The sequence below is a fragment of the Micromonospora sp. RTGN7 genome, assembly GCF_033804645.1.
Taxonomy (GTDB): domain Bacteria; phylum Actinomycetota; class Actinomycetes; order Mycobacteriales; family Micromonosporaceae; genus Micromonospora.
Genome location: NZ_JAPZLF010000006.1, coordinates 245,040 through 267,903, shown reverse-complemented (window position 1 = coordinate 267,903; position 22,864 = coordinate 245,040). Strand labels below are relative to the sequence as shown.

The following is a 22,864-nucleotide window of genomic DNA, read 5'->3' as shown; positions in this document are numbered from 1 at the left end:
GGCAGTTGCCGGGGGCCTCGTCGCGTCAGGGCGACCATCGTTGCGGTGACCCGGTTGTCTCCTCGGCTCCCGCGGTCGGCCCGGCGGCGGGCATGATGGTGGGCATGACGACCGCACCCGGGCAGGTGCCCGTCGCGCAGTGGGGACCGCGCCATCCGCTCGACCCCGACCCGGTCCGGTCCAGCAAGGCCCGCGCGGTCTTCGCCCTCGGTCTGATGGGCGCGCTCACCGGGATCTTCGTCGGCGGGGTGGTGCCGGCCACGCTTGCCCTCGTGCTGGCCCGGCAGGCCCGCCGGCAGGCGTACGCCTCGGGGGGTTTCCTCACCGGCGGCGACTGGCTGCGACGGGGGGAGCGGCTGGCCTGGACGGGGCTGGTCCTGGTCGCGACGACCGTGGTGGTGGCGGTGGTGATCGGCCTGGTCCGGCTGGCCGGGGAGCCGTTCGGGCACGACTACGCGCCGAACATGGACTGACCCGTCCCGGGGGATGGGTCCCCCGCCCACCCGCGGGGGGCTGGGTGGCGGCGGTAGCCTGGCCGGTGTCCGTCGCGCGGCGGTGGACACCGACCCGCGACAGGAGGCCCTCGTGACGGAATCGCCGCGGCCCTCGGGCGATCCGGCGGAGCAGTCCGCCGGGTTCCCGGACCCGGCCGGGTTCCCGGCACCGTCGGGGCAGAGCCCGTGGGCCAGACCGGCTGCCGACGCGGATACCGGGCCCCGCACCGCCCCGTGGCCGGGGGCCGGTCCGGTCTCGTCCGGGCAGCCGTCCGGGGCATATCCGAGGCCTGCTCCCTCGTCCGGGGCATATCCGATGCACGCTCCCTCGTCCGGGCAGCCGGCCGGGGCGTATCCCGGGCCGGGACCGGCGGGGCACCCGGGTCCGCCCGGGGGCGGTGCCTGGGGCAGCCCGGGCGCCGGCTGGGGACGCATGCCCCCGCCGCCGAAGGAGGCTCCCCGGCCGCCGAAGCGGGTCGACCCGGTGCCGGGCACCCCGTTCGGCGTGGTGCACCTCGATGTTCCCCCGGTCACCTCCGGGCTCGCGGTCGGCTCCCTGGTGGCCGGGATCGCCTCGGTCCTGATCTCGTTCCTGGTGATCTGTCTGGGCGCGACTGCGGGCTCGCAGGGGGCCTGGGCCGCCGGTGTGTTCGCCGTCCTCGGGGTGCTGGCCGGGGCGGCGGGTGTGGTTACCGGCCTGCTCGGCACGCGACAGATCCGCCGACCCGCGCCGCCGCCCGCGGTGCGCTTCACCGGTCGGGGCCTGGCGGTGGCCGGGATCAGCTGCGGGGCGGCGGGGTTGGTGCTCAGCCTGCTGGGTCTGGGGCTGGCGCTCCTCCTCGGCCTCGGCTGACGCGGCGCGGCCACCGGCGGCGCGGGCCGCTCGGGTCCTCCGGGGGCGACGGGGCGTAGCCGACGGGAGCCGTTACACTTGGTGCCGTAGGTGCTCATCGCGGATGGGCAGGCACGACGGTTGGGCCGGCGGAACGCGACGCTGATCTCCGGGACCTCTCCGTTTTGACCTGTGCGGCTGTGATAGGTACTCTTTCCCCTTGTGCCTGGGCCTGCCCGGGCAACTCGTGCGTGCGGTGGCCCGGGTAATCCGGTGATCACGCGGCGACACGGCAGAGCCAAAGACCCGGCGCGCGATCGCGTGCCGGTGACAGAAATCCGGTGCGCGCGCAAGCGACGGCATCGGGACCGCGAATCGGGCGACACGCCCGACCGCGGGTGCCGGGGCCTCTGCGAGGCGGCCCTGGCCGGAATGTAGTAGAGCCGGTCATCAGGCCGGCTACGAGCAGACGGCGCGGCCGCGAATGGCGGCCGAAGGGAGCGGAGAAACCCGGTGCCCACGATCCAGCAGCTGGTCCGAAAGGGCCGCAAGGCCAAGACGACCAAGACGAAGACCCCGGCGCTGAAGGGCAGTCCTCAGCGGCGCGGGGTGTGCACCCGCGTGTACACCACCACCCCCAAGAAGCCGAACTCGGCGCTCCGCAAGGTCGCGCGTGTCAAGCTCAGCAGCCAGATCGAGGTGACCGCCTACATCCCGGGCGTGGGTCACAACCTGCAGGAGCACTCGATCGTGCTCGTCCGCGGCGGCCGGGTGAAGGACCTCCCCGGCGTGCGTTACAAGATCGTTCGCGGTTCGCTGGACACCCAGGGTGTCCGCAACCGCAAGCAGGCGCGCAGCCGTTACGGCGCGAAGAAGGAGAAGAGCTGAGATGCCGCGTAAGGGACCCGCTCCGCGGAAGCCGCTGGTCGCTGACCCGGTGTACAACTCGCCGTTGGTCACCCAGTTGGTGAACAAGATCCTTATGCGCGGCAAGCGTCAGCTCGCCGAGCGTATTGTGTACGCCGCCCTGGAGGGCTGCCGCGAGAAGTCCGGCACCGACCCGGTCGTCACCCTCAAGCGGGCGATGGACAACGTCAAGCCGACCCTCGAGGTTCGTAGCCGCCGGGTAGGTGGCGCCACCTACCAGGTGCCGGTCGAGGTTCGCCCGACCCGCGCGACCACCCTTGGGCTGCGCTGGCTGGTGACCTACTCCAAGGCCCGGCGCGAGAAGACCATGATCGAGCGGCTGATGAACGAGCTGCTGGACGCGAGCAACGGTCTGGGTGCCGCCGTGAAGCGCCGCGAGGACACGCACAAGATGGCCGAGTCGAACAAGGCCTTCGCGCACTACCGCTGGTAACACACCTGGTTCCGGCGCCTCTCGGGGCGCCGGAACCGCCACCAGTTGTGTCGAGACGACGATAAGTAGGGATTGAAGTGGCCGCCGCAGACGCGCTCGCCAACGTACGCAACATCGGCATCATGGCGCACATCGATGCCGGTAAGACCACCACCACCGAGCGGATCCTCTTCTACACCGGCATCACGTACAAGATCGGTGAGGTCCACGACGGCGGTGCCGTCATGGACTGGATGGAGCAGGAGCAGGAGCGTGGTATCACCATCACCTCCGCTGCTACCAAGTGTGAGTGGAAGGGCCACACGATCCAGATCATCGACACGCCCGGCCACGTCGACTTCACGGTCGAGGTCGAGCGGTCGCTGCGGGTACTGGACGGTGCGGTCGCGGTCTACGACGGTGTTGCCGGCGTGGAGCCGCAGACGGAGAACGTCTGGCGGCAGGCCGACAAGTACAACGTCCCGCGGATGTGCTTCGTCAACAAGCTCGACCGGACCGGCGCCGACTTCTTCCGCTGTGTGCAGATGATGATCGACCGGCTCAACGCCACCCCGCTGGTGCTCCAGATCCCGATCGGGCTCGAGGTCGACCACATCGGTGTCGTCGACCTGATCGGCATGCGCGCCCTCACCTGGCGTGGGGAGACCCAGAAGGGTGACGACTACACGATCGAGGAGATCCCGGCCGGGCTGGCCGACTCCGCGGCCGAGTGGCGCGAGACGCTGATGGAGACCCTGGCCGACGTCGACGACGCGGTGATGGAGAAGTACCTGGAAGGCGAGGAGATCTCCGTCGAGGAGATCAAGGCCGCGATTCGGCGCGCCACCATCGCAGGCAAGGCCAACCCGGTGCTCTGCGGCTCGGCGTTCAAGAACAAGGGCGTCCAGCCGATGCTCGACGCCGTGGTCGACTTCCTGCCGTCGCCCTTGGACGTTCCGGCGATCGAGGGCACCGCGACCGACGGCGAGACGCCCGTGCAGCGGCTGCCGTCGAAGTCGGAGCCGTTCGCGGGCCTGGCCTTCAAGATCCAGACGGACAAGCACCTCGGCAAGCTCACCTACGTCCGGGTCTACTCCGGCACGCTCGAATCCGGTTCCCAGGTGGTCAACTCCACCAAGGACCGCAAGGAGCGGATCGGCAAGATCTACCAGATGCACGCCAACAAGCGGGAAGAGCGTCCGTCGGCGCAGGCCGGCGACATCATCGCGGTGCAGGGTCTCAAGCAGACCACCACCGGTGACACGCTCTCCGACCCGGCGAACCCGGTGATCCTGGAGTCGATGACCTTCCCGGAGCCGGTCATCTCGGTGGCGATCGAGCCGAAGACCAAGTCCGACCAGGAGAAGCTGGGTACGGCCATCCAGCGGCTGGCTGAGGAGGACCCGACCTTCCGCGTCCGGCTGGACGAGGAGACCGGTCAGACGGTCATCTCCGGTATGGGCGAGCTGCACCTGGACATTCTGGTCGACCGGATGCGGCGTGAGTTCAACGTCGAGGCCAACGTCGGCAAGCCGCAGGTGGCGTACCGCGAGACCATCCGCCGCAAGGTGGACAAGGTCGAGTACACCCACAAGAAGCAGACCGGTGGTTCTGGCCAGTACGCGCGGGTCATCGTGAGCATCGAGCCGCTGCCGCTGGAGAACGACTCGCCGACCTACGAGTTCGCGAACGCCGTCAGCGGTGGCCGCATCCCCCGGGAGTTCATCCCGTCGGTGGACGCGGGTGCGCAGGACGCCATGCAGTACGGCATCCTCGCCGGCTTCCCGCTGGTCGGTGTCAAGCTGACCCTGCTGGACGGCCAGTACCACGAGGTCGACTCGTCGGAAATGGCATTCAAGATCGCCGGCTCGATGGTGATGAAGGACGCGGCCCGCAAGGCCGACCCGGCGTTGCTTGAGCCGATGATGGCTGTTGAGGTCACCACTCCTGAGGAGAACATGGGTGACGTCATCGGCGACCTCAACTCCCGCCGCGGCATCATCCAGGCGATGGAGGAGCGCAGCGGCGCCCGCATCGTGAAGGCCCTGGTGCCGTTGTCGGAGATGTTCGGCTACGTCGGCGACCTGCGGTCGAAGACCCAGGGCCGGGCTAGCTACAGCATGCAGTTCGACTCCTACGCCGAGGTTCCGCAGAGCGTGGCGAAGGAGATCATCGCCAAGGCGACGGGTGAGTGACGCTCATCTGATGATCGATGGTCCGAGGCTGGTCGCGGGAGGGCATCTCGCCCGCGGCCACCTCGATCGGACTGCGTGAGACCGGGCCTGTAGGCTTCACCGCCGCAGAACCCACCAAGCATTCCGGCCGTAAGGCCGGAAAAGCTGTCGACAGAGTCCTAAGCGCCGACCTGGCGCACCGGGGCGAATGAACCAAGAAGTCCACAGGAGGACACCAGTGGCGAAGGCTAAGTTCGAGCGGACTAAGCCGCACGTCAACATCGGCACCATTGGTCACATCGACCACGGTAAGACGACGCTGACGGCGGCCATCACCAAGGTGCTGCACGACCAGTACCCGGACCTGAACCCCTACACGCCGTTCGACCAGATCGACAAGGCGCCGGAGGAGAAGGCCCGCGGCATCACGATCTCGATCTCACACGTCGAGTACCAGACTGAGTCGCGGCACTACGCACACGTCGACTGCCCCGGGCACGCCGACTACATCAAGAACATGATCACCGGTGCCGCCCAGATGGACGGCGCGATCCTGGTGGTCGCGGCGACCGACGGCCCCATGCCGCAGACCCGTGAGCACGTGCTGCTGGCCCGTCAGGTCGGTGTGCCGTACATCGTCGTGGCGCTCAACAAGAGCGACATGGTCGACGACGAGGAGCTCCTGGAGCTCGTCGAGCTCGAGGTCCGCGAGCTGCTCTCCTCGCAGGAGTACCCGGGTGACGACCTGCCGGTCGTGCGGGTCTCGGCGCTGAGGGCCCTCGAGGGCGACCCCGAGTGGACCGGTCGACTCCTGGAGCTGATGGCCGCGGTCGACACCGCGATCCCGCAGCCGGATCGCGAGATCGACAAGCCGTTCCTGATGCCGGTCGAGGACGTCTTCACGATCACCGGTCGTGGCACCGTCGTCACCGGTCGAGTCGAGCGCGGCGTTCTCCTGCCGAACGAGGATGTCGAGCTCGTCGGTATCAAGGAGAAGGGCTTCAAGACCAAGGTCACCGCGATCGAGATGTTCCGGAAGACCCTGGACGACGCCCGCGCGGGCGAGAACGTCGGCCTGCTGCTGCGTGGCACCAAGCGCGACGAGGTCGAGCGCGGCATGGTCGTGGTGAAGCCGGGTTCCAACACCCCGCACACCGAGTTCGAGGCGACGGTCTACATCCTCTCCAAGGAGGAGGGCGGCCGGCACACCCCGTTCTTCCAGAACTACCGTCCGCAGTTCTACTTCCGGACCACGGACGTCACCGGCGTCGTCACGCTGCCCGAGGGCACCGAGATGGTCATGCCGGGCGACAACACCACGATGACCGTCAACCTGATCCAGCCCATCGCGATGGAGGACAACCTCAAGTTCGCGATCCGGGAGGGTGGCCGTACGGTCGGCGCGGGTCGCGTCACCAAGATCATCAAGTGAGCTGGGTAACCCCGATTAGCGTCGCCGCCGGTAGTGGGGCATACTAGTCAGGTTGCGTACCGACAGTTCGTCGCCCGCGTCCGGCGTTCGCGCTGGACCTCCGGGTCGTTGAACCTTCGCGCGTAGGGTGGTTGGCATGCCCTTGGTGGCCAACCACCCTCGCACGGCGTCCGGGTCGTGGTGACGCGATCGGCGTCCTGACCCACCGCGCGGTCAGTAGAGCTCCGGAGTCCCGGGGCGGAGCCTGGTCCGAGGGCGCGACACGCCCGACCGCGGGGGTCGGCGAAAGTGGGCCTGTGCCAGCCGGCGCAGGCGCCCGCAACACAGCGGCATCGAGAGAAGGAACAGAAGCCACCATGGCGGGACAGAAGATCCGCATCCGGCTCAAGGCCTATGACCACGAGGTCGTCGACTCCTCGGCTCGGAAGATCGTCGAGACGGTGACGCGCACCGGGGCGCAGGTCGCGGGCCCGGTGCCGCTGCCCACGGAGATCAACCGTTTCTGCGTTATCCGCTCGCCGCACAAGTACAAGGACTCGCGCGAGCACTTCGAGATGCGCACGCACAAGCGGCTGATCGACATCATCGACCCGACTCCGAAGACGGTCGACTCGCTCATGCGCCTCGACCTGCCGGCTGGCGTCGACATCGAGATCAAGCTGTAGGGACCGGACAAATGGACAGGCAAGTCAAGGGGATCCTGGGCGCGAAGCTCGGAATGACCCAGGTCTGGGACAACAACCGCGTTGTTCCGGTAACCGTGGTTCAGGCCGGCCCCTGCGTCATCAGCCAGGTTCGTAACGCCGACAAGGACGGTTACTCCGCAGTCCAGTTGGCGTACGGCACGATTGACCCGCGCAAGGTGAAGAAGCCGGTCAGCGGGCACTACGCGAAGGCGGACGTGGCACCGCGCCGGCACATCGTCGAGCTGCGCACCATGGACGCTGCGGACTACTCGCTGGGCCAAGAGGTCACGGTCGAGGAGTTCCCGGTCGGCGTCAGCATCGACGTCACCGGCAGGACCAAGGGCAAGGGCTACGCCGGCCCGATGAAGCGGCACGGCTTCCACGGTCTGCGCGCCAGCCACGGTGTCGAGCGCAAGCACCGCTCGCCCGGCTCGATCGGCGCCTGCGCCACCCCGGGTCGCGTCTTCAAGGGCACCCGGATGGCGGGCCGGATGGGTGGCGTGCGCTACACCGTCCAGAACCTGACCGTCCAGGCGATCGACACCGAGAACAACCTCCTGCTCGTCCGCGGTGCCATTCCCGGCCCGAAGGGCGCGCTGGTCCTGGTCCGCACCGCGGCCAAGATCAAGGTGAAGAAGGGCGGTGTGGCCAAGTGACCACCGTTGACGTCCTCAACGTCGAAGGCGCCAAGAGCGGCTCGGTCGAGCTGCCGGCCGACATCTTCGACGTCCAGGCGAACCTCGCGCTGATGCACCAGGTCGTGGTGGCCCAGCTCGCGGCGGCCCGGCAGGGCACGCACAAGGTCAAGACCCGCGGCGAGGTCGCCGGCGGCGGCAGGAAGCCGTACAAGCAGAAGGGCACCGGTCGCGCCCGTCAGGGCTCGATCCGCGCCCCGCAGTTCGCCGGCGGCGGCGTGGTTCACGGCCCGGTGCCGCGTGACTACAGCCAGCGCACCCCGAAGAAGATGAAGGTCGCCGCCCTGCGCGGGGCCCTCTCCGACCGGGCCCGCGCCGGCCAGGTGCACGTCGTCGAGGCGTTCGTCTCGGGCGAGAAGCCGTCGACCAAGGCCGCCCTGGCCACGCTGGTCAAGCTGACCGAGGCCCGTCGGGCCCTGGTCGTGCTGAGCAGCACCGACGAGCTGAACTGGGTGTCGCTGCGCAACGAGCCGCGGGTGCACCTGATCGAGGCCGGCCAGCTCAACACGTACGACGTGTTGGTGGCCGACGACGTGGTCTTCACCAAGGACGCCCTGGACGAGTTCCTGGGGCTGCCGACGGTAGTCGGCCGGGCGACCGAGCCCGCCGAGACCACCGAGGAGGGTGGCAAGTGAGCACGATCGCCGATCCGCGTGACGTAATCTTCGCGCCGGTCGTCTCGGAGAAGAGCTACAGCGAGCTGAACCGGAACTGGTACACCTTCCTGGTGCACCCGGACGCGAACAAGACCGAGATCAAGATCGCTATTCAGCAGATCTTCAACGTCCGCGTCCTGACGGTCAACACGCTCAACCGCCAGGGTAAGCGCAAGCGCACCAAGACCGGCTTCGGTCAGCGCAAGGCGACCAAGCGGGCGATCGTGAAGCTGGCTGACGGTGACCGTATCGAGGCCTTCGGCGGCCCGGTCAGCTGAGGGGTGTAGACAATGGCTATCCGTAAATACAAGCCGACGACGCCGGGCCGTCGTGGCTCCAGCGTCGCCGACTTCGCCGAGATCACTCGGTCGACGCCTGAGAAGTCGCTGCTGGCTCCGCTGCCGAAGAAGGGCGGGCGTAACGCCCACGGCCGGATCACCACGCGGCACCACGGTGGTGGTCACAAGCGCCAGTACCGTCTGATCGACTTCAAGCGGGTCGACAAGGACGGTATCCCGGCGAAGGTCGCCCACATCGAGTACGACCCGAACCGCACCGCGCGCATCGCGCTGCTGCACTACGCCGACGGCGAGAAGCGATACATCATCGCGCCGAAGGACCTGAAGCAGGGCGACGCCGTCGAGTCCGGTCCGGGTGCCGACATCAAGCCGGGCAACAACCTGCCGCTGCGTAACATCCCGGTCGGTACGACGATCCACAACGTGGAGCTTCGTCCGGGTGGCGGCGCCAAGATGGCCCGCTCGGCCGGCGTCGGCGTCCAGCTGCTCGGCCGGGAGGGCGCGTACGCCACCCTCCGTCTGCCGTCCGGCGAGATCCGGCGGGTCGACGTGCGCTGCCGCGCGAGCGTCGGCGAGATCGGCAACGCCGACCAGTCGAACATCAACTGGGGCAAGGCCGGCCGGATGCGGTGGAAGGGCAGGCGCCCGACCGTCCGTGGCGTCGCCATGAACCCGGTCGACCACCCGCACGGTGGTGGTGAGGGTAAGACCTCCGGTGGCCGTCACCCGGTCAACCCGCAGGGTAAGCCCGAGGGCCGCACCCGTCGCAAGGGCCAGCCGAGTGACCGGCTGATCGTTCGCCGCCGCTACGCCACGCGTAAGCGCGGCTGAGGGAGATAAGACATGCCTCGCAGCCTGAAGAAGGGCCCGTTCGTCGACGACCACCTGCTCAAGAAGGTGGAGACGCAGAACGACAAGGGCTCGAAGAACGTAATCAAGACCTGGTCGCGGCGCTCGACGATCATCCCCGACATGCTCGGTCACACGATCGCCGTGCATGACGGACGCAAGCACGTCCCGGTGTTCGTCACCGAGGCGATGGTCGGGCACAAGCTCGGCGAGTTCGCGCTGACCCGCACGTTCAAGGGTCACGAGAAGGACGACCGGAAGAGCCGCCGGCGCTGACGCCGCGGGCATACGGATAGAGGAACAAGGGGTTACAGCGATGCCAGGAAAGGGCGACGCTCCGGTGCTGCCGGGCGCGCGGGCGATTGCGCGGCACGTGCGCATCTCGCCGATGAAGGCGCGCCGGGTGGTCAACCTCGTCCGCGGCCTGCCCGCGAAGGAGGCGCTTACGGTGCTGCAGTTCGCGCCGCAGGCTGCGAGCGAGCAGGTGTACAAGGTGCTCGCGAGCGCGATTGCCAACGCGGAGAACAACGAGCGGCTGGACCCCGATGCGCTGCTCGTCAGCGAGGCGTTCGTGGACGAGGGCCCGACGATGAAGCGGTTCCGGCCGCGGGCTCAGGGCCGGGCGTACCGGATCCGCAAGCGGACGTGCCACATCACCGTGGCGGTCGAGGCGGTCGCGCCGGCCGCGCCGAAGAAGGCAGCGGCGAAGAAGGCCGCGCCGGCGCAGCAGGCAGAGACCGCTGAGACGGATAGCAAGACGGAGGGTGCCGAGTAATGGGTCAGAAGGTTCACCCCACTGGGTTCCGGCTCGGCATCTCGACCGACTGGAAGTCCCGCTGGTTCGCGGACAAGCTCTACAAGGACTACATCGGCGAGGACGTCAAGATTCGCCGAATGATGTCCAAGGGGCTCGAGCGCGCCGGCATCTCCAAGGTCGACATCGAGCGCACCCGGGACCGGGTCCGCGTCGACATCCACACCGCCCGGCCGGGCATTGTCATCGGCCGTAAGGGTGCGGAGGCCGACCGGATCCGCGGCGAGTTGGAGAAGCTCACCGGTAAGCAGGTGCAGCTGAACATCATCGAGGTGAAGAACCCCGAGTCGGACGCGCAACTGGTTGCCCAGGGCGTCGCCGAGCAGCTCTCCAGCCGGGTCAGCTTCCGTCGGGCGATGCGCAAGGCGATGCAGTCGGCGATGAAGAACCCGGTCTGCAAGGGCATCCGGGTTCAGGTCTCGGGTCGCCTCGGCGGCGCCGAGATGAGCCGGACGGAGTTCTACCGCGAGGGTCGGGTTCCGCTGCACACGCTGCGGGCCAACATCGAGTACGGCTTCTTCGAGGCCCGTACCACCTTCGGCCGCATCGGCGTGAAGGTGTGGATCTACAAGGGTGACGCGGTTCCGGGTCGGGAGACCCCGGCCGAGGCGCCGTCGCGTCCGCGCCGTGACCGTGGCGACCGCCCCGAGCGGCCGCGCCGCGGCCGGTCCGGCTCGTCCGGTACGACCGCCGGTGGCACCGAGGCCGGCCGGGCTGCTGCGACCACCATCGCGCAGCAGGCCGAGACGCCGAGCGGCGAGCCGGTTGACGCCGGTGCTCTCGCCGCGACCGCGTCCGCTCCGGCCGCTACTCAGCCGGCAGAAACGCAGCAGGAGGGCTGACAGATGCTGATGCCGCGCAAGCCCCCGAAGGGCTTCCGCAAGCCGCACCACCCGGACCGCAGTGGCGCGTCCAAGGGTGGCAACCGCGTGGTGTTCGGCGAGTTCGGGATCCAGGCTCTAGAGCCGGCGTACGTGACCAACCGGCAGATCGAGTCGGCGCGTATCGCGATGACCCGCCACATCAAGCGTGGCGGTAAGGTCTGGATCCAGATCTTCCCCGACCAGGCCCTGACCAAGAAGCCGGCCGAGACCCGGATGGGTTCCGGCAAGGGCTCGCCCGAGTGGTGGGTCGCCAACGTGAAGCCGGGACGGATTCTCTTCGAGATGTCCTTTCCCAACGAGCAGATCGCGCGAGAGGCTATGCGTCGCGCGATCCACAAGCTCCCAATGAAGTGCCGAATTGTTACGCGCGAAGTGGGTGAATCCTGATGGCAGCGGGCGTTAAGGCCTCCGAGCTGCGTGAGCACTCCGACGAGGAGCTGGTCACGAAGCTGCGCGAGGCCAAGGCGGAGCTGTTCAACCTCCGCGTGCAGGGCGCAACCGGGCAGCTGGACAACAACCGGCGGTTGCAGGTCATCCGCCGGGAGATCGCCCGGATCTACACGATCATGCGTGAGCGCGAGCTGGGTCTCTCGGCCGCGCCGACTGAGGTGACTGCATCATGAGCGAGAACACCACCACCGCCGACGAGCGGGCCCGCCGGAAGGTGCGTGAGGGCCTCGTGGTCGGCGATAAAATGGACAAGACCGTCGTGGTCGAGGTCGAGGACCGGGTCAGGCACGCGCTGTACGGCAAGATCATGCGCCGTACCCGCAAGCTGAAGGTGCACGACGAGCAGAACGCCGCCGGCATCGGCGACCGGGTCACGATCATGGAGACCCGGCCGCTGTCCGCCACCAAGCGTTGGCGGATCGTGGAGATCCTGGAAAAGGCCAAGTAGCGAAGGCTCGATCTCGCCCGGCTTCAGCCGGGCGCAGGTTCCGCCAGGCTCCGGCCGCGGCAAGCGGCCGGAGAACCGGCAGACATAGGAGATAGACGTGATTCAGCAGGAGTCGCGACTGCGCGTCGCCGACAACACGGGTGCCCGGGAGATCCTGTGCATCCGGGTCCTCGGTGGCTCCGGTCGGCGCTACGCGAGCATCGGCGACGTCATCGTGGCCACGGTCAAGGACGCGATCCCGGGTGCCGGTGTGAAGAAGGGCGATGTGGTCAAGGCCGTTATCGTCCGCACCGCCAAGGAGCGTCGGCGGCCGGACGGCTCGTACATTCGTTTCGATGAGAACGCCGCCGTCATCATCAAGGACGGCGGGGACCCGCGCGGTACCCGTATCTTCGGCCCGGTGGGTCGGGAGCTGCGGGACAAGCGGTTCATGAAGATCATTTCCCTCGCGCCGGAGGTGTTGTGACCGTGAAGGTCAAGAAGGGCGACACGGTCGTCATCATCGCCGGTAGGGACAAGGGTGCCAAGGGCAAGGTCATCACGGCCTACCCGCGGCAGGACAAGATCCTGGTCGAGGGCGTGAACCGGGTAAAGAAGCACACCCGTATCAGCACCACCCAGCGTGGCGCCAAGACCGGTGGCATCGTCACCCAGGAAGCCCCGATCCACGTCTCCAACGTGCAGGTCCTGGACTCCGAGGGGAACCCGACCCGCGTCGGGTACCGATTCGACGACAACGGCCAGAAGGTCCGCATCGCGCGTAGCACCGGTAAGGACCTGTGATGAGCACGGCTACCGAAACCAAGACCATGCCGCGCCTCAAGGAGCGGTACCGCAACGAGATCGTGGCCAAGCTGCAGGAGCAGCGCAGTTACGGCAACCCCATGCAGGTGCCGCGGCTGGTCAAGATCGTCGTCAACATGGGTGTCGGCGAGGCCGCCCGGGACGCGAAGCTGATCGACGGCGCCGTCCGCGACCTGGCCACCATCACCGGCCAGAAGCCTCAGGTGCGGCGGGCGACCAAGTCCATCGCGCAGTTCAAGCTCCGCGAGGGCATGCCGATCGGTGCGAAGGTCACCCTTCGCGGCGACCGGATGTGGGAGTTCCTGGACCGGCTGCTGTCGATCGCGCTGCCACGTATCCGCGACTTCCGCGGTCTGGACGGGCGCAAGCTCGACGGGCACGGCAACTACACGTTCGGTCTGACCGAGCAGTCGGTGTTCCACGAGATCGACCAGGACAAGATCGATCGTCAGCGGGGCATGGACATCACGGTGGTCACGACCGCCACGACCGACGACGATGGCCGGGCGCTGCTCAAGCTCCTGGGCTTCCCGTTCAAGGAGAACTGAGAATGGCCAAGAAGGCGCTGATCCTCAAGGCGGCTGCGAAGCCGAAGTTCTCGGTTCGCGCGTACACCCGCTGCCAGCGGTGCGGGCGCCCCAAGGCGGTCTACCGCAAGTTCGGTCTCTGCCGGATCTGCATCCGGCAGATGGCCCACCGCGGTGAACTGCCGGGCGTGTCCAAGGCATCCTGGTAAGGGCGACCGCGCTCCGGCTGCAGGCCGGGGCTCCCTTGCACCGATCACGTATTGCTCTTCGCCGTAGGCCCGGGGCTCACCGCCCCGGGAACCCCGGCGAGAAAGGCTGACGAAATCCATGACGATGACCGACCCGATCGCAGACATGCTCACGCGTCTGCGTAACGCCAACCAGGCGTACCACGACCAGGTGACGATGCCCTATTCCAAGATCAAGGCGAACATCGCCGAGGTCCTGAAGACCGAGGGTTACATCGCCACCTGGTCGGTCGAGGAGCCCGAAGAGGGCGCCGTAGGCAAGCGACTGGTCGTCGAGCTGAAGTACGGCCAGAGCCGCGAGCGGAGCCTGGCCGGCATCAAGCGTGTGTCCAAGCCCGGTCTCCGGGTGTACGCCAAGTCGGACGGGCTCCCGCGGGTGCTCGGCGGGCTGGGCGTGGCGATCATTTCGACGTCCCAGGGGCTGCTCACCGACCGGCAGGCCCGCAAGCGGAGCGTTGGCGGGGAAGTCCTCGCCTTCGTCTGGTAACGGGAGACAGGTAGAAATGTCGCGTATTGGACGTAAGTTGATCCCGGTGCCCGCCGGCGTCGACATCACGATCGACGGCCAGACCGTCAAGGTCAAGGGCCCGAAGGGCGAGCTGGCACATACCCTCGCCGAGCCGATCACCGCGGAGCGGGCCGAGGACGGCCAGCTGCACGTTAACCGGCCGAACGACGAGCGCAAGGCCAAGGAGCTGCACGGCCTGAGCCGTACCTTGGTCGCCAACATGATCGTCGGTGTGACCGAGGGCTACCGCAAGAGCCTGGAGATCGCCGGCACCGGTTACCGGGTCACGGCCAAGGGCAAGGACCTGGAGTTCGCGCTCGGGTTCTCGCACCCGGTGCTGGTCCCCGCGCCGGACGGCATCACCTTCACGGTCGAGAAGCCGACCGTGTTCCACGTGGCCGGCATCGACAAGCAGCAGGTCGGCGAGGTCGCCGCCAACATCCGGAAGATCCGCCCGCCGGAGCCCTACAAGGGCAAGGGCGTCAAGTACCAGGGCGAGATCATCCGCCGCAAGGCCGGAAAGGCAGGTAAGAAGTGAGCGCCACGCTGCTCAAGCGCCGCCGCGGCGTTGCCGCCAAGCGCGCCATCGGCCGTGCGCGTCGACACTTCCGGGTCCGCAAGAACGTCAGCGGAACCGCCGAGCGTCCGCGCCTGGTCGTCACCCGATCGCTGCGGCACATGGTCGCCCAGATCGTGGACGACACCAAGGGGCACACCCTGGCGTCGGCCTCGACCCTGGACGGCTCGCTGCGCGGCACCGAGGGCGACAAGAGCGCCCTGGCAGGCAAGGTGGGCGCCCTACTCGCCGAGCGTGCCAAGGCCGCCGGCGTCTCGAAGGTCGTCTTCGACCGCGGTGGCAACCGGTACGCGGGGCGGGTCGCCGCGCTTGCCGATGCCGCCCGCGAAGCCGGGCTCGAGTTCTAGAAACCCCGTCACGAGAGAGAGGAAGGCTGCTGATGCCAGGTCAACAGCGCCGTGGCGGCGGGTCCGGTGGCAACGAGGGTGGTCGCCGCGACAACCGCCGTGAGGGCGGCCGCGGAAACGCGCCCGTCGAGAAGACCCCGCACCTCGAGCGGGTCGTCGCGATCAACCGGGTCGCCAAGGTCGTGAAGGGTGGTCGTCGCTTCAGCTTCACCGCCCTGGTGATCGTTGGCGACGGCGACGGCACCGTCGGCGTGGGCTACGGAAAGGCCAAGGAGGTGCCCGCGGCGATCGCCAAGGGTGTCGAGGAGGCCAAGAAGCACTTCTTCAAGGTGCCGCGGATCGGTCACTCGATCCCGCACCCGATCACGGGTGAGGCCGCCGCAGGTGTGGTGCTGCTCAAGCCGGCCTCGGCCGGTACGGGCGTCATCGCCGGTGGCCCGGTGCGTGCCGTGCTGGAGTGCGCGGGTATCCACGACGTGCTCTCCAAGAGCCTTGGCTCGTCGAACCCGATCAACATCGTGCACGCCACGGTGGCGGCGCTGAAGGGGCTTGAGTCCCCGGAGGCCGTCGCGGCCCGCCGTGGCCTGCCGGTCGAGGACGTTGCGCCGGCCGCCATGCTGGCGTCGCGGGCGGGGGTGGCATCCTGATGGCTCGCCTGAAGGTCACCCAGCTCCGGTCCGTGATCGGGACCAAGCACAACCAGCGTGAGTCGCTGCGTTCGCTCGGTCTCAAGCGGATCAACGACGTGGTGGTCAAGGAAGACCGGCCGGAGATCCGGGGCATGATCTTCGCGGTCAACCACCTCGTGAAGGTCGAGGAGGTCGAGTAATGACGATCAAGGTCCACCACCTGCGCCCGGCGCCCGGTGCCAAGACCGCGAAGACCCGTGTGGGTCGCGGCGAGGGCTCCAAGGGCAAGACCGCCGGTCGCGGTACCAAGGGCTCCAAGGCCCGCAAGAACATCTCGGCGGCGTTCGAGGGCGGGCAGATGCCCATCCACATGCGACTGCCGAAGATGAAGGGCTTCAAGAACAAGTTCAAGGTGGTCTTCCAGGTGGTCAACCTGGACAAGCTCGCCGAACTGTTCCCGAACGGCGGCCAGATCGGCCCGCTGGAGCTGGTCGAGGCCGGGGCGGTCCGCAAGGGCCACCCGGTCAAGGTCCTCGGCACCGGCGACCTGAACGGCGTCTCCCTCCAGGTGTCGGCGCAGGCTTTCAGCGCGTCGGCCAAGGAGAAGATCACCGCTGCCGGTGGCTCCGTCACCGAGCTGTAGGGCAGGAACCACAGCGCCCGCTCAGTTGTCCATGACTGGGCGGGCGCCGTGGTCTACCGGGAACGTGTGCACCGGGTAATATCGGATTCGGTTTATGTAGCCGGGCACACCTGCCCGGACCGGGATCGGGCTGTTAGAGTCCCATCCCAGCATGGATATCGGGCACTCGCCCGGCACCCACCCCGACCGCCAGGGACCACTACCGGCGGCCCGCCTCGCGCAGGAGGAAGAAGTTGCTGTCCGCCTTTCTCAGTGCGTTCCGTACGCCTGACCTGCGCAAGAAGCTGCTGTTCACGGTAGGCATCATCGCGGTCTACCGGCTCGGCGCGACTCTGCCCAGCCCCGGCGTCTCGTACGGCAACGTGCAGAAGTGCCTCGACACCATCCAGGGTGCGAACACTGGGGTGCTGAACCTGCTCGACCTCTTCTCTGGCGGGGCGCTGCTCCAGCTCTCCGTCTTCGCGCTGGGCATCATGCCCTACATCACCGCGTCGATCATCCTGCAGCTGCTCACCGTGGTCATCCCACGGTTGGAGCAGCTCCGCAAGGAGGGTCAGGCCGGCCAGGCGAAGATCACTCAGTACACCCGCTACCTCACCCTCGGCCTGGGCATCCTCCAGTCGTCGGCGTTCGTGGCGCTGGCCCGCTCCGGGCAGCTCTTCCAGAACAAGTGCGACCAGTTCCCGATCGTCCCCGAGGGCACCGGCATCCCGAACTGGCTGACGCTGAGCATCCTGGTCATGACGATGACCGCAGGCACGGGCATGGTGATGTGGCTCGGCGAGCTGATCACCGACCGGGGCGTCGGCAACGGCATGTCGGTGCTGATCTTCACCTCGATCGCGGCGCGTCTGCCCGCCGAGGGTTGGAAGATCAAGACTCAGCAGGGCTGGGGCAAGTTCTTCCTGGTGCTCGCGCTGGTCCTGGTGGTCATCACCGCAGTCACCTTCATCGAGCAGGCGCAGCGCCGGATCCCGGTGCAGTACGCCAAGCGGATGATCGGCCGGCGGATGTACGGCGGCACCTCGACCTACATCCCGCTGAAGGTCAACCAGGCGGGTGTCATCCCGGTCATCTTCGCCTCGTCGCTGCTGTACCTGCCGCAGCTGGCGCTCCAGTTCTTCGACCAGAACAACCCGGGCAAGACCCAGGCCTGGATCCAGAACAATGTGGTCGACCCGTCGAGCCCGGCGCACATCGTGCTCTACTTCATGTTGATCATCTTCTTCACGTACTTCTACGTCTCGATCACGTTCAACCCGACCGAGGTCGCGGACAACATGAAGAAGTACGGCGGCTTCGTGCCGGGCATCCGCCCCGGCAAGCCGACCGCCGACTACCTCGACTTCATCCTCAGCCGGATCACCCTGCCTGGCGCGCTCTACCTGGGCATCGTGGCGGTCCTGCCGAACTTCTTCTTCATCTGGCTGAACAACCAGCAGTTCCAGAACTTCCCGTTCGGCGGCACCGCTGTGCTCATCATGGTCGGCGTCGGTCTGGAGACCGTGAAGCAGATCGAGAGCCAACTCATGCAGCGGAACTACGAAGGGTTCCTGCGGTAGATGCGACTCGTTCTGGTTGGCCCGCCGGGTGCGGGCAAGGGCACACAGGCGGAGTTCATCGCCGCTCACCTCTCGGTGCCGAAGATCTCGACCGGTGACATCTTCCGGGCGAATGTCTCCCAGGGCACGCCGCTGGGCGTTGAGGCCAAGCGCTACATGGACGCCGGCAAGCTGGTTCCGGACGAGGTGACCATCAACATGGTCCGGGACCGGCTCGCCGAGCCGGACGCGGGCGAGGGCTTCCTGCTCGACGGCTTCCCGCGCACCACTCCGCAGGCTGCCGCGTTGGACAAGCTCCTGGCCGACCTCGACACCGCGTTGGAGCTGGTGCTGGAACTGGTCGTCGACGACGACGAGGTGATCCGGCGGCTCTCCGGCCGGCGTACCTGTCGCGGCTGCGGCAAGATCTGGCACGTCGAGTTCGACGCGACGACCAGGGAGGGCATCTGCGACCGCTGCGGCGCGGAGCTGTTCCAGCGTGACGATGACAAGCCGGAGACCATCGCCGCCCGGCTGCGGGAGTACGCCGAGAAGACCGCGCCGCTGGTGGACTTCTACGGCGCCCAGGGCAAGCTGGTGGGCATCGACGCCACCGGCCCGGTGGAGGACGTCACCGTCCGCGCCATCGACGCCCTGCGCTCGTACGGCGGCTGACGACTGCCGGGACTCCGGCGGATAGAGTGCGAACAGCGGGGTACGTCCCACGTACCCCGCTGTTCCGCGCGACGAAAGGTACCGCTCCATGCGTCGTCCCCAGCTGGACATCCAGCTGAAGACCCCCGACCAGATCGAGTTGATGCGCGCCGCCGGGCTGGTGGTCGCCGAGGCGCTGCGTCGGATGCGGGAGGCGGTCGCCCCCGGGGTGAGCACCGCCGAGCTGGACGCGATCGCCGAGTCGACGATCCGCGCGGCCGGGGCGGCCCCCTCGTTCAAGGGCTACCACGGCTTTCCGGCCTCGATCTGCTCCTCGGTCAACGAGCAGGTGGTGCACGCCATACCGTCGCCCGGTCAGGTGCTCCGTGAGGGCGATCTGATCTCGATCGACTGCGGGGCGGTGCTGAACGGCTGGCACGGCGACGCTGCGATCACGGTCGGTGTGGGGGAGGTCGCCCCGGCGCTGCTGCGGATGGCGGAGGTGGCCGAGGCCTCGATGTGGGCCGGGATCACCGCCGCGGCGCGCGGTGCGGCCAGCGGCAAGGGCCGGCTCACGGACATCTCGCACGCGGTGGAGACCGCCGTGCGCAAGGGTGGCCGGTACGGCATCGTCGACGGGTACGGCGGGCACGGCATCGGCACGGAGATGCACCAGGACCCGCACGTGCTCAACCACGGTCGGCCCGGCAAGGGCCCGCGCCTGGTGCCGGGCATGGCGCTGGCGATCGAGCCGATGATCACGATGGGCTCGCCGCGGACGGTCGAGCTGGCCGACGGCTGGACCGTGGTGACCCGGGACCGCTCGATGGCGGTGCACGTCGAGCACACGATGGCGTTGCTCCCGGACGGCGTCTGGGTGCTGACCGCGCCGGACGGCGGCCGGGCCAAACTCGGCGAGTTGGTCACCTCCCGTCAGCCCGCGGACTCGCCGACCCGCTGAGCCCTCCGCCGCGTCGCGCCGGCCGCCCGCATCCGGTCCTGCGGCCCGTTCGCGGCTCCCACCGCCCCGCCTGAGGCCCGGGTTGCGGCCTCCCGATGCCTCGGAGGCCCCCGGACAACCGGCGGATGGCTCCGGCCCGCCGTAGGCCCGCTCTGGAGCGACGAGTGCGGGTAGTCGTCGGTTCCCGCTCGGCTCCGGCTCCGGCTCGGTGCGAGGAGCCGGTGGTGGTGGGACGGTGCCATGCTTGCGGGCATGGAGGGACGCGACGTAATGCGGGCCGCCGACGAGGACCGGCAGACAGTGGCGGACCGGCTGCGGAGCGCCGTCGACGAGGGCCGGCTCGATCTGCACGAGTACGACGAGCGGTTGCAGCGGGCGTACACGGCGCGTACGTACGGCGAGCTGGACGCGCTGGTGGCCGATCTGCCGGCGCCGGCCGCCCCGGCAGCGTCGGAACTCGTCCCGGCGGCGGCCTCGGCGGCGGTGGAAAGTTCCCGGTCGTCGGTGACCGCCCGGTGGCTGGCCGAGGTCTGGCTTCCGTACCTGCGGGCGGTCGCGATCGTGGTGACCGTCTGGGCGGCGACCTCGATTCTCGCCACCGATCTGCTCTACTTCTGGCCCGTCTGGGTGGCCGGGCCGTGGGGGGCCATGCTCCTGGTGCGCACGGTCAGCGGCCTCACCTCCGGGGAGCCGCGGCGGTGGACGGCGGAGCAGGAGCGGCGGCTCGCGAAGCGGGCCCGCAAGCGGGCGCGGAAGCTGGCTGCCGCCGCCGAGGAACGCCAGCGACTCGAGCTGCCGCCCGGGGAGGGGAGCCCCGGCCAGGAGGAGGAGTCGCCGGCGGGGGAGGAGCACCGCCCGGACCGGGAGCCCTCGGCCGGCCAGGGGCGTCGGGGGCGGACGGGGGAGCTGTCGGCCGACGGGCCGGAACGTCGACGGGGCGGGGCCGACGCCGCGGCGTAGCATGGCCGGATCGGTCCGGTTCGACGCACCGATTCGTACCCGGGTTGGCGGCAACCCGTAGGCGAGCGTAGACTTGCTGATCGGCGCACAGCGTCCACTCCGGCATGCCCATCCTGCGCTTCGGTGGGAGTCGGAGCCGCGGCTGGCGCGGGCACTCTGATCTTGATCGGTGGGCCCGTGTAAGACGTTGTGGGCCGTCCGGAGTAACCGACGTCAGGACAGCGGAGGACATGCCGAAAAAAGACGGAGCCATCGAGATCGAGGGTCGGGTCGTCGAGCCCCTGCCGAACGCTATGTTCCGGGTGGAGCTCGCGAACGGTCACAAGGTGCTGGCTCACATCAGTGGCAAGATGCGGCAGCACTACATCCGTATCCTGCCGGAGGACCGGGTCGTCGTCGAACTTTCGCCGTACGACCTGACTCGCGGGCGCATCGTCTACCGCTACAAGTAAGCGACCTGACGGCGGCCGGGTAAGTCCCCGTGTCCGTCTTCGACGTCCGGCGTCGCGCGTTGTCGCGCCTCCGGGCCAGATGGGAAGTAAGGCAACCGTGAAGGTCAAGCCGAGCGTCAAGAGGATCTGCAACAAGTGCCGGGTGATCCGTCGGCACGGCCGGGTCATGGTCATCTGTAGCGACCCGCGCCACAAGCAGCGCCAGGGCTGAACCAGTCCGACCGACCGTGATTTTCACGGCCGGCCGAACCAGCCCGGGCCGCAGGTCCAGCTCAACACATCATCAAGCTCGTTCCAGCCCGCGAGCGGTGCGCGTAGCGCGTACCCCTGCGTGGTTGACCCCCGGTCGGAGGCCGGGGCCCGCTCGGGCAGCGGTCGTTCCTCCCGGCGCCTCGGCGCCGGGCCGGCGACCGGAGCGGGGTGGGGCGGGTTCAGACCTCCGCAGCACACCACAAGGAGTACGCCCGCACATGGCACGTCTAGCCGGCGTGGATCTTCCCCGCGAAAAGCGGATGGAGATCGCGCTCACTTACATCTTCGGGGTCGGTCGTACCCGCGCCCTGGAGACGCTCGCTGCCACCGGCATCTCGCCGGACAAGCGCGCTCGGGACCTCACGGACGAGGAGCTGGTCCAGCTCCGCAACCACATCGAGGGCAACTACAAGGTTGAAGGCGACCTGCGCCGCGAGGTCGCCGCTGACATCCGCCGCAAGGTCGAGATTGGCTGCTACGCGGGTATCCGGCATCGCCGGGGCCTGCCAGTGCGTGGCCAGCGGACCCGGACCAACGCGCGGACCCGCAAGGGCCCGAAGCGGACCGTCGCGGGCAAGAAGAAGCCCGGCAAGAAGTAACTAGGAGCGCACAGACTTATGCCACCGAAGGCTCGTGCCGGAGCCGCCGTCAAGAAGGTCCGGCGCAAGGAACGCAAGAACGTCGCCCACGGGCAGGCGCACATCAAGAGCACCTTCAACAACACCATCGTGTCCATCACGGACCCGACCGGTGCGGTCATCTCCTGGGCCTCCGCGGGCCAGGTGGGCTTCAAGGGCTCCCGCAAGTCGACCCCGTTCGCCGCGCAGCTGGCCGCCGAGGCCGCGGCGCGTCGGGCGATGGAGCACGGCATGCGCAAGGTCGACGTGTTCGTCAAGGGCCCCGGCTCCGGCCGGGAGACCGCCATCCGTTCGCTGCAGGCCGTCGGGCTGGAGGTCGGTCAGATCTCCGACGTCACGCCGCAGCCGCACAACGGGTGCCGTCCGCCGAAGCGTCGCCGGGTCTGAGAGGTTAGAGAGAGATGGCTCGTTATACCGGTGCTGACTGCCGCCGTTGCCGGCGGGAGAAGATGAAGCTGTTCCTCAAGGGCAGCAAGTGCGATGGACCGAAGTGCCCGTTCGAGTCCCGGCCGTTCCCGCCCGGGCAGCACGGCCGCGGTCGCACGAAGGAGACGGAGTACCTGCTCCAGCTCCGTGAGAAGCAGAAGGCCCGCCGCGTGTACGGCGTGCTGGAGAAGCAGTTCCGCGGTTACTACGAGGAAGCCGTTGGCAAGCAGGCCAAGACCGGTGAGGTCCTCCTGCAGATCCTCGAGTCGCGGCTGGACAACGTGGTCTACCGGGCGGGCTTCGCCCACTCCCGGGACATGGCCCGTCAGCTGGTCAAGCACGGTCACTTCACGGTGAACGGCAAGAAGGTCGACATCCCGTCGTACCGGGTCAAGGAGCACGACATCATCGAGGTGCGGGGCAAGAGCAAGGAGCTCACCCCGTTCATCGTGGCGCAGGCTCAGGCCGGCTCGAAGTCGGTCCCGGCATGGCTGGAGGCGATCCCGAGCCAGATGAAGGTTCTCGTGCACTCGCTCCCGGCCCGTCAGGTGATCGACACCCAGGTCCAGGAACAGCTGATCGTCGAGCTCTACTCCAAGTAGTCGGGCTCGTTGCGGTGGTCCGCCCTACGGGGCGGGCCACCGG

General features: G+C 68.3%; 36 protein-coding genes. All 36 read left to right on the top strand.

What is annotated here, in order from left to right:
- Positions 1 to 104: 104 nt before the first annotated feature.
- The 36 genes from SNR22_RS11685 (at position 105) to rpsD (ending at position 22,821) form a co-directional block, all read left to right on the top strand.
- Positions 105 to 473: a hypothetical protein gene (locus SNR22_RS11685; RefSeq protein WP_320066536.1), complete on the top strand. Its 369-nt coding sequence runs from the start codon at positions 105 to 107 to the stop codon at positions 471 to 473.
- A gap of 505 nt (positions 474 to 978) precedes the next feature.
- The gene (locus tag SNR22_RS11680; RefSeq protein WP_320066604.1) at positions 979 to 1,347 is read left to right on the top strand and encodes a hypothetical protein; all 369 of its coding nucleotides are present in this window, start codon (positions 979 to 981) and stop codon (positions 1,345 to 1,347) included.
- 492 nt (positions 1,348 to 1,839) lie between these two features.
- Complete coding sequence (rpsL, locus tag SNR22_RS11675; protein ID WP_320066535.1) at positions 1,840 to 2,214, top strand: 30S ribosomal protein S12; 375 nt, start codon at positions 1,840 to 1,842, stop codon at positions 2,212 to 2,214.
- 1 nt (position 2,215) lies between these two features.
- Positions 2,216 to 2,686 (top strand): 30S ribosomal protein S7, encoded by a 471-nt coding sequence (gene rpsG / locus SNR22_RS11670; RefSeq protein WP_320066534.1) that lies wholly within the window; start codon positions 2,216 to 2,218, stop codon positions 2,684 to 2,686.
- Positions 2,687 to 2,763: 77 nt separating this feature from the next.
- Positions 2,764 to 4,860, top strand: coding sequence for an elongation factor G (gene fusA, locus SNR22_RS11665; protein WP_320066533.1), 2,097 nt, complete (start codon positions 2,764 to 2,766; stop codon positions 4,858 to 4,860).
- A 217-nt stretch (positions 4,861 to 5,077) separates the two neighbouring features.
- Positions 5,078 to 6,271 carry an elongation factor Tu gene (tuf, locus tag SNR22_RS11660; protein ID WP_320066532.1) on the top strand — a complete coding sequence of 398 codons (1,194 nt, stop codon included), beginning with the start codon at positions 5,078 to 5,080 and terminating at the stop codon, positions 6,269 to 6,271.
- 356 nt (positions 6,272 to 6,627) lie between these two features.
- Entirely contained in the window at positions 6,628 to 6,936 is a 309-nt protein-coding gene (rpsJ, locus tag SNR22_RS11655) for a 30S ribosomal protein S10 (RefSeq protein ID WP_007073037.1), read from the top strand.
- 11 nt (positions 6,937 to 6,947) lie between these two features.
- On the top strand, positions 6,948 to 7,613 hold the full coding sequence (gene rplC / locus SNR22_RS11650; RefSeq protein ID WP_320066530.1) for a 50S ribosomal protein L3: 666 nt from the start codon (positions 6,948 to 6,950) through the stop codon (positions 7,611 to 7,613).
- Positions 7,610 to 8,287, top strand: coding sequence for a 50S ribosomal protein L4 (gene rplD / locus SNR22_RS11645; protein ID WP_320066529.1), 678 nt, complete (start codon positions 7,610 to 7,612; stop codon positions 8,285 to 8,287). The genes rplC and rplD overlap by 4 nt, the downstream gene beginning before the upstream one ends.
- A complete protein-coding gene (gene rplW, locus SNR22_RS11640) occupies positions 8,284 to 8,586 on the top strand; it encodes a 50S ribosomal protein L23 (RefSeq protein ID WP_320066528.1) in 303 nt (100 codons plus the stop codon). The genes rplD and rplW overlap by 4 nt, the downstream gene beginning before the upstream one ends.
- 12 nt (positions 8,587 to 8,598) lie before the next feature.
- Positions 8,599 to 9,438: a 50S ribosomal protein L2 gene (gene rplB, locus SNR22_RS11635; protein ID WP_320066527.1), complete on the top strand. Its 840-nt coding sequence runs from the start codon at positions 8,599 to 8,601 to the stop codon at positions 9,436 to 9,438.
- A gap of 12 nt (positions 9,439 to 9,450) precedes the next feature.
- Positions 9,451 to 9,732: a 30S ribosomal protein S19 gene (rpsS, locus tag SNR22_RS11630; RefSeq protein WP_091627706.1), complete on the top strand. Its 282-nt coding sequence runs from the start codon at positions 9,451 to 9,453 to the stop codon at positions 9,730 to 9,732.
- Positions 9,733 to 9,772: 40 nt separating this feature from the next.
- The gene (gene rplV, locus SNR22_RS11625) at positions 9,773 to 10,231 is read left to right on the top strand and encodes a 50S ribosomal protein L22 (protein ID WP_320066526.1); all 459 of its coding nucleotides are present in this window, start codon (positions 9,773 to 9,775) and stop codon (positions 10,229 to 10,231) included.
- Positions 10,231 to 11,112, top strand: a complete 882-nt coding sequence (gene rpsC, locus SNR22_RS11620; RefSeq protein WP_320066525.1) for a 30S ribosomal protein S3 — start codon at positions 10,231 to 10,233, stop codon at positions 11,110 to 11,112. The genes rplV and rpsC overlap by 1 nt, the downstream gene beginning before the upstream one ends.
- Before the next feature lie 3 nt (positions 11,113 to 11,115).
- A complete protein-coding gene (gene rplP / locus SNR22_RS11615; RefSeq protein WP_320066524.1) occupies positions 11,116 to 11,541 on the top strand; it encodes a 50S ribosomal protein L16 in 426 nt (141 codons plus the stop codon).
- Positions 11,541 to 11,777: a 50S ribosomal protein L29 gene (rpmC, locus tag SNR22_RS11610; protein WP_320066523.1), complete on the top strand. Its 237-nt coding sequence runs from the start codon at positions 11,541 to 11,543 to the stop codon at positions 11,775 to 11,777. Before rplP ends, rpmC begins: the two co-directional genes overlap by 1 nt.
- Positions 11,774 to 12,052 carry a 30S ribosomal protein S17 gene (gene rpsQ / locus SNR22_RS11605; RefSeq protein WP_320066522.1) on the top strand — a complete coding sequence of 93 codons (279 nt, stop codon included), beginning with the start codon at positions 11,774 to 11,776 and terminating at the stop codon, positions 12,050 to 12,052. The genes rpmC and rpsQ overlap by 4 nt, the downstream gene beginning before the upstream one ends.
- A 97-nt stretch (positions 12,053 to 12,149) precedes the next feature.
- Positions 12,150 to 12,518, top strand: a complete 369-nt coding sequence (rplN, locus tag SNR22_RS11600; protein ID WP_023358185.1) for a 50S ribosomal protein L14 — start codon at positions 12,150 to 12,152, stop codon at positions 12,516 to 12,518.
- Positions 12,515 to 12,835 (top strand): 50S ribosomal protein L24, encoded by a 321-nt coding sequence (gene rplX, locus SNR22_RS11595; protein WP_320066521.1) that lies wholly within the window; start codon positions 12,515 to 12,517, stop codon positions 12,833 to 12,835. Before rplN ends, rplX begins: the two co-directional genes overlap by 4 nt.
- On the top strand, positions 12,835 to 13,404 hold the full coding sequence (gene rplE / locus SNR22_RS11590) for a 50S ribosomal protein L5 (protein WP_320066520.1): 570 nt from the start codon (positions 12,835 to 12,837) through the stop codon (positions 13,402 to 13,404). The genes rplX and rplE overlap by 1 nt, the downstream gene beginning before the upstream one ends.
- Positions 13,405 to 13,406: 2 nt before the next feature.
- Complete coding sequence (locus tag SNR22_RS11585) at positions 13,407 to 13,592, top strand: type Z 30S ribosomal protein S14 (protein ID WP_320066519.1); 186 nt, start codon at positions 13,407 to 13,409, stop codon at positions 13,590 to 13,592.
- 118 nt (positions 13,593 to 13,710) lie between these two features.
- Positions 13,711 to 14,118 carry a 30S ribosomal protein S8 gene (gene rpsH / locus SNR22_RS11580; protein ID WP_320066518.1) on the top strand — a complete coding sequence of 136 codons (408 nt, stop codon included), beginning with the start codon at positions 13,711 to 13,713 and terminating at the stop codon, positions 14,116 to 14,118.
- A 16-nt stretch (positions 14,119 to 14,134) separates the two neighbouring features.
- Complete coding sequence (gene rplF, locus SNR22_RS11575; protein WP_320066517.1) at positions 14,135 to 14,677, top strand: 50S ribosomal protein L6; 543 nt, start codon at positions 14,135 to 14,137, stop codon at positions 14,675 to 14,677.
- An 8-nt stretch (positions 14,678 to 14,685) separates the two neighbouring features.
- Positions 14,686 to 15,063, top strand: coding sequence for a 50S ribosomal protein L18 (gene rplR, locus SNR22_RS11570; RefSeq protein ID WP_413775623.1), 378 nt, complete (start codon positions 14,686 to 14,688; stop codon positions 15,061 to 15,063).
- Between the two features lie 32 nt (positions 15,064 to 15,095).
- A complete protein-coding gene (rpsE, locus tag SNR22_RS11565) occupies positions 15,096 to 15,710 on the top strand; it encodes a 30S ribosomal protein S5 (protein ID WP_320066515.1) in 615 nt (204 codons plus the stop codon).
- The gene (gene rpmD, locus SNR22_RS11560) at positions 15,710 to 15,892 is read left to right on the top strand and encodes a 50S ribosomal protein L30 (RefSeq protein WP_161685884.1); all 183 of its coding nucleotides are present in this window, start codon (positions 15,710 to 15,712) and stop codon (positions 15,890 to 15,892) included. Before rpsE ends, rpmD begins: the two co-directional genes overlap by 1 nt.
- The gene (rplO, locus tag SNR22_RS11555; RefSeq protein ID WP_320066514.1) at positions 15,892 to 16,335 is read left to right on the top strand and encodes a 50S ribosomal protein L15; all 444 of its coding nucleotides are present in this window, start codon (positions 15,892 to 15,894) and stop codon (positions 16,333 to 16,335) included. The genes rpmD and rplO overlap by 1 nt, the downstream gene beginning before the upstream one ends.
- Before the next feature lie 233 nt (positions 16,336 to 16,568).
- A complete protein-coding gene (gene secY, locus SNR22_RS11550; RefSeq protein ID WP_320066513.1) occupies positions 16,569 to 17,897 on the top strand; it encodes a preprotein translocase subunit SecY in 1,329 nt (442 codons plus the stop codon).
- Entirely contained in the window at positions 17,898 to 18,551 is a 654-nt protein-coding gene (locus SNR22_RS11545; RefSeq protein WP_320066512.1) for an adenylate kinase, read from the top strand.
- Positions 18,552 to 18,639: 88 nt separating this feature from the next.
- On the top strand, positions 18,640 to 19,491 hold the full coding sequence (map, locus tag SNR22_RS11540) for a type I methionyl aminopeptidase (RefSeq protein ID WP_320066511.1): 852 nt from the start codon (positions 18,640 to 18,642) through the stop codon (positions 19,489 to 19,491).
- A gap of 252 nt (positions 19,492 to 19,743) precedes the next feature.
- Entirely contained in the window at positions 19,744 to 20,451 is a 708-nt protein-coding gene (locus tag SNR22_RS11535; RefSeq protein WP_413775618.1) for a DUF1707 SHOCT-like domain-containing protein, read from the top strand.
- Between the two features lie 230 nt (positions 20,452 to 20,681).
- Positions 20,682 to 20,903, top strand: coding sequence for a translation initiation factor IF-1 (infA, locus tag SNR22_RS11530; RefSeq protein WP_320066510.1), 222 nt, complete (start codon positions 20,682 to 20,684; stop codon positions 20,901 to 20,903).
- Positions 20,904 to 21,000: 97 nt separating this feature from the next.
- The gene (gene rpmJ, locus SNR22_RS11525) at positions 21,001 to 21,114 is read left to right on the top strand and encodes a 50S ribosomal protein L36 (protein WP_043965539.1); all 114 of its coding nucleotides are present in this window, start codon (positions 21,001 to 21,003) and stop codon (positions 21,112 to 21,114) included.
- A 259-nt stretch (positions 21,115 to 21,373) separates the two neighbouring features.
- Positions 21,374 to 21,754, top strand: a complete 381-nt coding sequence (rpsM, locus tag SNR22_RS11520; RefSeq protein WP_117665114.1) for a 30S ribosomal protein S13 — start codon at positions 21,374 to 21,376, stop codon at positions 21,752 to 21,754.
- Positions 21,755 to 21,772: 18 nt separating this feature from the next.
- Positions 21,773 to 22,180, top strand: coding sequence for a 30S ribosomal protein S11 (gene rpsK / locus SNR22_RS11515; RefSeq protein WP_007073011.1), 408 nt, complete (start codon positions 21,773 to 21,775; stop codon positions 22,178 to 22,180).
- A 14-nt stretch (positions 22,181 to 22,194) separates the two neighbouring features.
- On the top strand, positions 22,195 to 22,821 hold the full coding sequence (gene rpsD / locus SNR22_RS11510) for a 30S ribosomal protein S4 (protein ID WP_320066509.1): 627 nt from the start codon (positions 22,195 to 22,197) through the stop codon (positions 22,819 to 22,821).
- Positions 22,822 to 22,864: the final 43 nt, after the last annotated feature.

What these genes read in the sequence shown, in the direction of transcription:
- SNR22_RS11685 (WP_320066536.1), top strand. Translation starts at nt 105, where the DNA reads ATGACGACCGCACCCGGGCAGGTGCCCGTCGCGCAGTGGGGACCGCGC.
- rpsG (WP_320066534.1), top strand. Translation starts at nt 2,216, where the DNA reads ATGCCGCGTAAGGGACCCGCTCCGCGGAAGCCGCTGGTCGCTGACCCG.
- rpsJ (WP_007073037.1), top strand. Translation starts at nt 6,628, where the DNA reads ATGGCGGGACAGAAGATCCGCATCCGGCTCAAGGCCTATGACCACGAG.
- rplC (WP_320066530.1), top strand. Translation starts at nt 6,948, where the DNA reads ATGGACAGGCAAGTCAAGGGGATCCTGGGCGCGAAGCTCGGAATGACC.
- rplB (WP_320066527.1), top strand. Translation starts at nt 8,599, where the DNA reads ATGGCTATCCGTAAATACAAGCCGACGACGCCGGGCCGTCGTGGCTCC.
- rpsS (WP_091627706.1), top strand. Translation starts at nt 9,451, where the DNA reads ATGCCTCGCAGCCTGAAGAAGGGCCCGTTCGTCGACGACCACCTGCTC.
- rplV (WP_320066526.1), top strand. Translation starts at nt 9,773, where the DNA reads ATGCCAGGAAAGGGCGACGCTCCGGTGCTGCCGGGCGCGCGGGCGATT.
- rpsC (WP_320066525.1), top strand. Translation starts at nt 10,231, where the DNA reads ATGGGTCAGAAGGTTCACCCCACTGGGTTCCGGCTCGGCATCTCGACC.
- rplP (WP_320066524.1), top strand. Translation starts at nt 11,116, where the DNA reads ATGCTGATGCCGCGCAAGCCCCCGAAGGGCTTCCGCAAGCCGCACCAC.
- rpmC (WP_320066523.1), top strand. Translation starts at nt 11,541, where the DNA reads ATGGCAGCGGGCGTTAAGGCCTCCGAGCTGCGTGAGCACTCCGACGAG.
- rpsQ (WP_320066522.1), top strand. Translation starts at nt 11,774, where the DNA reads ATGAGCGAGAACACCACCACCGCCGACGAGCGGGCCCGCCGGAAGGTG.
- rplE (WP_320066520.1), top strand. Translation starts at nt 12,835, where the DNA reads ATGAGCACGGCTACCGAAACCAAGACCATGCCGCGCCTCAAGGAGCGG.
- SNR22_RS11585 (WP_320066519.1), top strand. Translation starts at nt 13,407, where the DNA reads ATGGCCAAGAAGGCGCTGATCCTCAAGGCGGCTGCGAAGCCGAAGTTC.
- rpsH (WP_320066518.1), top strand. Translation starts at nt 13,711, where the DNA reads ATGACGATGACCGACCCGATCGCAGACATGCTCACGCGTCTGCGTAAC.
- rplF (WP_320066517.1), top strand. Translation starts at nt 14,135, where the DNA reads ATGTCGCGTATTGGACGTAAGTTGATCCCGGTGCCCGCCGGCGTCGAC.
- rpsE (WP_320066515.1), top strand. Translation starts at nt 15,096, where the DNA reads ATGCCAGGTCAACAGCGCCGTGGCGGCGGGTCCGGTGGCAACGAGGGT.
- rpmD (WP_161685884.1), top strand. Translation starts at nt 15,710, where the DNA reads ATGGCTCGCCTGAAGGTCACCCAGCTCCGGTCCGTGATCGGGACCAAG.
- rplO (WP_320066514.1), top strand. Translation starts at nt 15,892, where the DNA reads ATGACGATCAAGGTCCACCACCTGCGCCCGGCGCCCGGTGCCAAGACC.
- SNR22_RS11545 (WP_320066512.1), top strand. Translation starts at nt 17,898, where the DNA reads ATGCGACTCGTTCTGGTTGGCCCGCCGGGTGCGGGCAAGGGCACACAG.
- map (WP_320066511.1), top strand. Translation starts at nt 18,640, where the DNA reads ATGCGTCGTCCCCAGCTGGACATCCAGCTGAAGACCCCCGACCAGATC.
- SNR22_RS11535 (WP_413775618.1), top strand. Translation starts at nt 19,744, where the DNA reads ATGGAGGGACGCGACGTAATGCGGGCCGCCGACGAGGACCGGCAGACA.
- infA (WP_320066510.1), top strand. Translation starts at nt 20,682, where the DNA reads ATGCCGAAAAAAGACGGAGCCATCGAGATCGAGGGTCGGGTCGTCGAG.
- rpsM (WP_117665114.1), top strand. Translation starts at nt 21,374, where the DNA reads ATGGCACGTCTAGCCGGCGTGGATCTTCCCCGCGAAAAGCGGATGGAG.
- rpsK (WP_007073011.1), top strand. Translation starts at nt 21,773, where the DNA reads ATGCCACCGAAGGCTCGTGCCGGAGCCGCCGTCAAGAAGGTCCGGCGC.
- rpsD (WP_320066509.1), top strand. Translation starts at nt 22,195, where the DNA reads ATGGCTCGTTATACCGGTGCTGACTGCCGCCGTTGCCGGCGGGAGAAG.